Annotated in this window: 7 protein-coding genes; all 7 read left to right on the top strand. The window is 73.4% G+C overall.

The window, feature by feature from the left end; translation table 11 throughout:
- Window positions 1-63 precede the first annotated feature (63 nt).
- The 7 genes from ACFRCR_RS16315 (at window position 64) to ACFRCR_RS16285 (ending at window position 5,416) form a co-directional block, all read left to right on the top strand.
- Window positions 64-348: a F0F1 ATP synthase subunit epsilon gene (locus ACFRCR_RS16315; RefSeq protein ID WP_191794109.1), complete on the top strand. Its 285-nt coding sequence runs from the start codon at window positions 64-66 to the stop codon at window positions 346-348.
- Window positions 349-366: 18 nt separating this feature from the next.
- Complete coding sequence (locus tag ACFRCR_RS16310; RefSeq protein ID WP_377678970.1) at window positions 367-780, top strand: DUF2550 domain-containing protein; 414 nt, start codon at window positions 367-369, stop codon at window positions 778-780.
- Between the two features lie 129 nt (window positions 781-909).
- Window positions 910-1,605, top strand: coding sequence for an endonuclease NucS (nucS, locus tag ACFRCR_RS16305; RefSeq protein ID WP_030149951.1), 696 nt, complete (start codon window positions 910-912; stop codon window positions 1,603-1,605).
- Window positions 1,606-1,847: 242 nt separating this feature from the next.
- A complete protein-coding gene (locus ACFRCR_RS16300; protein ID WP_377678968.1) occupies window positions 1,848-2,543 on the top strand; it encodes a TetR family transcriptional regulator in 696 nt (231 codons plus the stop codon).
- A gap of 1 nt (window position 2,544) precedes the next feature.
- Window positions 2,545-3,486, top strand: a complete 942-nt coding sequence (locus ACFRCR_RS16295) for a YndJ family protein (protein WP_377678966.1) — start codon at window positions 2,545-2,547, stop codon at window positions 3,484-3,486.
- A complete protein-coding gene (locus ACFRCR_RS16290) occupies window positions 3,483-4,007 on the top strand; it encodes a DUF1990 family protein (protein ID WP_377678964.1) in 525 nt (174 codons plus the stop codon). The genes ACFRCR_RS16295 and ACFRCR_RS16290 overlap by 4 nt, the downstream gene beginning before the upstream one ends.
- An 86-nt stretch (window positions 4,008-4,093) precedes the next feature.
- Window positions 4,094-5,416, top strand: a complete 1,323-nt coding sequence (locus tag ACFRCR_RS16285; protein ID WP_377678962.1) for an N-acetylglucosamine-6-phosphate deacetylase — start codon at window positions 4,094-4,096, stop codon at window positions 5,414-5,416.
- Window positions 5,417-5,501 lie beyond the last annotated feature (85 nt).

The raw sequence follows: 5,501 nt of genomic DNA, 5'->3' as shown, positions 1-5,501 counted from the left end.
GGCCTTGGGGCCGGGCACGCGGCGCGCTTCGTCAGACCCGTGCACCGACATGAAGGAGTTGAAGTGGCACAGCTGAACGTCGACCTCGTGGCGGCGGACCGCAAGATCTGGTCCGGGGACGCGCGCGCCGTGAGCGCGCCCGCCGCCGACGGTGAGATCGGTATCCTCGTGAACCACTCGCCCCTCCTGTCCGTCCTCGGTGAGGGCACCGTGCGGATCACCGGCGCGAACGGCGAGAAGGTCGCCGTGAAGGTCACCGGTGGGTTCCTCTCGGTGGACTCCAACCAGGTCATGCTCGTGGTGGACGACGCAGAGGTGCTCGACGGCGCCGGCGTCTCCGGCCACTGACGGGCTCAGGTAGCACACGTGCCGCTCCCCGCCTGGATCGCGATCGGACTGCTTCTGGCAGTCGCGCTCGTGGTCGGGCTGGGAGCGTTGCGTCTTCGGGCCATCTCCCACCGGGTGGGGTCCTTCGAGTGCAGCGCCCGCCCCGCAGGGGACGGGCAGGCGTCCTGGTCGCTGGGGATCGCGCACTACGGCGTGGGACGCATCGACTGGTGGCGCTGCTGGTCCCTGTCTCTGCGTCCGTCCCGCTCGTGGCGGCGTCAGGACCTCGTGATCGTCTCGCGCCGCCCCTTGGAAGGGGACCGCGACCTCTTCCTCGTGGAGTGCTCGTACGAGGACGTCCGGTTCGAGCTGACGATGTCGAGCGGCGCGTACGCCGGTCTCGCGTCGTGGCTCGAGGCCGCGCCCCCCGGCCGTCGCGGCGTGGTGGTCTGAGTCCGGCTGCGTGGCGCGGCGGGGTGCTAGCGTCGCCCGTGGACGTCGTCCCGGGCCGTGGCTCTCGGCCACGAGAGGCCGTCCGCGCTGTCCCGCCGCCACCTTCTGTCCCCGTCTGAGGAGTTCTTCGTGCGTCTCGTGGTTGCCCAGTGCTCGGCTCACTACACCGGCCGGCTCTCGGCCCACCTCCCGCTCGCGACCCGCGTGCTGCTCGTCAAGGCAGACGGCAGCGTGCTGCTGCACTCGGACGGCGGCTCGTACAAGCCCCTCAACTGGATGAGTCCGCCGTGCTCGATGGCGGTCTCGGAGCCTGACGAGTCGGCGCGCGAGCGTGGCGTGACCCAGGTCTGGGCGGTCCAGCACGCGAAGAGCGACGATCGCCTCGAGATCGAGCTGTACGAGGTCCTGCACGACTCGGCCCACGACCTGGGCGTGGACCCGGGCCTGATCAAGGACGGCGTCGAGGCACACCTGCAGGAGATGCTCGCCGCCCAGATCCAGCTCCTGGGGACGGGGCACACGCTGATCCGCCGCGAGTACCCGACGGCGATCGGCCCGGTCGACATCCTGGCCCGGGACAAGGACGGTGCGACGGTCGCGGTCGAGATCAAGCGTCGCGGCGACATCGACGGCGTCGAGCAGCTCACGCGCTACCTGGACCTGCTGAACAGGGACCCGCTCCTCGCGCCGGTGCGGGGCGTGTTCGCGGCGCAGGAGATCAAGCCGCAGGCGCGTGTCCTGGCGACGGACCGGGGGATCGGGTGCCTGGTCCTGGACTACGACGCGATGCGCGGGGTCGACGACGTGGACTCGCGCCTCTTCTAGTTCGCCTCGCGGCGGCCACCTCGCGGCGGCGGCCTCGCTGCGATCGCGGTCCGGTGGTCGTGTGACCGTGTGACCGTGTGACCGTGTGACCGTGTGACCGCGCCGTCGAGGTCTCGTCCTTCCGCGACTCCTCGGCGATGTGGTCGTGGATGCTGCCCGTCCGGCCGTCGTGGCTGGGCGGGCGCTTCTCGTGCTATGTTTTTGAACATGTTCAAAAACTCTCACGGGCAGCGGCGGAACGCGTGACCGCGCCCGCACCGTCGCCCGGGGCGGTCCCGGCCTCCGCGCCCAAGTCCGTGCAGACCCGTGCCAAGGTCCTCGACGCGGCGCTCGGGATGCTGCGCGAGCAGGGCTACGAGGCGACGACCATGCGCGCGATCGCCACCCGTGCCGGGGTGAGCACCGGCAACGCGTACTACTACTTCCCGTCCAAGGACCACCTGGTCCAGGAGCTCTACGTCGACGTCCAGCGCGCGCACCGGCTCGCCGCGGACGCTGCGCTCGCGCAGGGCGGGACGCTCGCCGCACGCCTGCGCCGCGTGCTCGACGCGGGGATCGACGTGTTCACGCCCTATCACTCGTTCGGCGCCGAGTTCGTCTCGGTCGCGATCCGCCCGGGCGCTGCAGCCAACCCCTTCAGCGAGGCCTCGCGCGAGGCGCGCGAGCTCTCGCTCGCGATCTTCGAGGACGTCGTCGCGGGGGCCTCGCCCGCGGTGCCCGCCGCGCTGCGTGCACAGCTCCCCGAGCTGCTGTGGCTCGCACACCTCGGGGTGACGCTCTTCTGGGTCCAGGACTCGTCGTCGGGCACGGCGCGGACGCGGCGCCTCGTCGCCGGGGCGAGCCCGATCGTCGGAACGCTCGTCCGGCTCTCCCGCCTCCCGGTGGCGCGCAAGGTCGTCGACGACGTCCTGCGCCTGACCGCCTCGCTCAGGACCTGACGTGAGCCCCGCGACCGCGGTCCTCGTGGACCTCGTGGTGGCCTTCGGGCTCGTGGTGGTGCTCCCGCTCGGGCTGACCCTGCTCGGACCGCGCACGGTCCCGGGGGCGGGCAGCGTGTGGTGGCCCGTGGCGGGAGCCGTGACGGCCGCGGGAGCCTGGCTCCCGCGGGGGGCGCTCGCTCAGGCGGCGACGGTGCCGTTCCTGGTGGCGTCAGCGGTCCTGGCCGTCGCGGCGGTCCGTGTCGCCCGTCCCGGCCCGACGGCGCCTCGACCGCCCGAGGTGCGGCTCGCCGTCGGCGTCGCTCTCGTCATGCCGGGGGTCGGTGCAGCGGCGATGCTCGCCGACCGCGGGGGATGGGGACTCCTCGGTTTCTCGGGGACGTACCTGACGCTGACCGTGCCGCACATGCTCTTCGCGGGTTTCGCAGCGGCGCTCGTCGCCGGGCTGACCGCCGGCCCCTGCGGCAGAGGCGCCGGGGCCGGCCGAACGGGGCCCTCGACCGCTGCGCGCGTCGGCGCGGCCGGCGTGCCGCTGGGGACCGGCCTGGTCCTGGTCGGGTACTTCGTCGGGAACGTCGCCGAGCTGGTCGGGGCTCTCGTGCTGACGGGCGCGCTCTGGTGCACCGTCTGGGCCGTGCTCGGCATCCCGACCCGGCGGGCCGCGCGGGCGCTCCTCGTGACGGGCTCCGTCGCGGTCGTGGCGTCGATGCTGCTCGCGGTCTGGTGGGCCGTCGGTGAGGCCACGGGGGTGCCGCACCCGAGCATCGGGCAGATGGCGGCGACGCACGGCGTCGCGAACGCGCTCGGCTTCGCCCTGTGCACGGTGCTCGGCCTCCGGCTCGCCCGGGGCGGAGCGGCCCCGGGAGGCGGGGCTCCGGCGCTGCAAGAACACGACCGCTCGGCACACAGACCCAGCAGGAGCCCAGGACGGAGACAGGCATGACGCAGCCCCGCACGACCTACCCCGAGGTGGGAGCCACCCGGTCCGCAGAGCTGCCCGCAGGCTATGCGCACCTGCGGTTGCGCCACCGGATCTCCGAGCGGCCCTACTCGGTCGACGAGCTCGGTCGCCTCGGCGAGCTGCTCCTGACCTGGCAGGTGCACGCTCGTGCGCGCGTGCAGATCGTGACCTCTGCGCCGGTCGCGGAGCCCGGCGGGACCGTGTCGACCCGGCTGGGCCTCGGGCCGGTCCGGCTGAGCGAACCGTGCGAGATCGTGTGGGTCGAGCGCGAGGAGCAGCGGATCGGCTTCGGCTACGGCACCCTGCCGGGCCACGTGTTCGTGGGGGAGGAGTCGTTCGTGCTCGAACGCGACGCGGCGGGCGACGTGTGGTTCGTCGTGGACGTCTTCAGCAACCCTGCGGTCAGATGGGTCTCGATGCTCCGCCTCCTGGTCCCGACGTTCCAGCGGCTGTACATCGCGCACCTCGCGCGGGCTGCGCGAGGACTGCTGCGCGACCTCTGACCGGTCGCGTCTCAGCACTCGACCCACCTCGAGGGCCCCCACGACCATTCGTGCGTCGTCCGAACGAAGTGCGCAAGAATGAGGCCATGACGTCGAACCCCGCCCCGCTGTCATCCGCCTCCACGCCTGCGTCCTCGTCGGGGGAGGCGCCGCCCGCAGGGCGGACCGCCCTGCGGGGCCGGGTCGTGACCCCGCAGGAGGTGATCGAGGACGGCGTCGTGGTCGTCGACGGTCCGGCGATCGCGTGGGTCGGCGAACGCCGGGACGCCACTGCTGCCGGGTACGCGGCCGAGGTCGAGGCAGCGGCCGAGCCCGCCGCGGGGCAGGTCGTCCTGCCGGGCCTCGTCGAGGTGCACAACCATGGTGGTGGAGGGGCGAGCTTCCCCGACGCCGTCGACGCCCAGGAGGCACTCGTCGCGGTCCGCGAGCACCGCCGCCACGGGACGACGAGCCTGGTCGCGTCGCTCGTGACGGCCGAGCGCGAGACCCTGCTGCGCCGGGTCGCGACGCTCGCCGAGCTCGGTGACGCGGGCGAGATCGCGGGTATCCACCTGGAGGGACCGTTCCTGTCCGAGGTGCGCTGCGGTGCGCAGAACCCGCACGACATGCTCGCGGGCGACCCCGACCTGGTCCGGGCGATCGCCGAGGCCGGGCGCGGGCACGTCCGTACCATGACCTTCGCCCCCGAGGTCCCGGGCAACACGGGGCCCGGCGGGGTCGTCGAGACCCTGGTCGAGGTGGGCGCGGTTCCCTCGGTCGGGCACACCGACGCGTCGTCGGAGCAGACCGACGCCGCGATCGCCGAGGGGGTCACGGCGCTCGCCGCGCGTCGGGCCGCACTCGTCGAGGCGGGGGAGCAGGTGGGTCCTGCGCCCCGCGTGACCGCGACGCATCTCTTCAACGGCATGCGCCCGCTGCACCACCGCGCCCCTGGGCCCATCGCCGCGTGCCTCGCGGCCGCGGCACGCGGCGACCTCGTGGTCGAGCTCGTCGCGGACGGCACCCACCTCGCGGCCGGGACGGTCCGCAGCGTGTTCGAGCTCGTCGGGCCGGACGCGATCGTGCTCGTCACGGACGCGATGGCGGCTGCGGGCATGGCCGACGGGACGTACCAGCTCGGTCCGATGGCGGTCACGGTCGCCGACGGCGTCGCGCGCCTCGACGACGGGACGCCCGAGGGGTCGATCGCCGGGGGGACGTTCCACCTGCTCGACGTGGTGCGCGCGACCGTCGGCTTCGGCATCCCGCTGGTCGATGCCGTCAAGGCGGCGTCGCTGACGCCGGCCGGTGTGCTCGGGCGTGCGGACATCGGCGCGCTGGAGGCCGGTCGTCGTGCGGACGTCGTCGTGACCGACGCGGACCTCCACCCGGTCGGCGTCTGGCGCGGCGGAGCGTTGGTCACCGACTGACCCCGAGAGATCCTGGCGGGCGTCGTCCGACCTGCGACGACGCCCGAACAGCGGCCCGGCCCCGAGCGAGAGCTCGGTGCCGGGC

Origin of the sequence: Oerskovia sp. NPDC056781 (genome assembly GCF_042789955.1) — a bacterium.
In the GTDB taxonomy this organism is placed as follows: Bacteria; Actinomycetota; Actinomycetes; order Actinomycetales; family Cellulomonadaceae; genus Oerskovia; species Oerskovia rustica.
The sequence above is the reverse complement of the archived record's forward strand: the minus strand, read 5'-3'. Positions and strand labels throughout refer to the sequence as shown.

Bases quoted from the DNA above. Each gene is read 5' to 3' on its own strand.
- ACFRCR_RS16290 (WP_377678964.1), top strand. From the start codon at position 3,483: ATGACGCAGCCCCGCACGACCTACCCCGAGGTGGGAGCCACCCGGTCC.
- ACFRCR_RS16285 (WP_377678962.1), top strand. From the start codon at position 4,094: ATGACGTCGAACCCCGCCCCGCTGTCATCCGCCTCCACGCCTGCGTCC.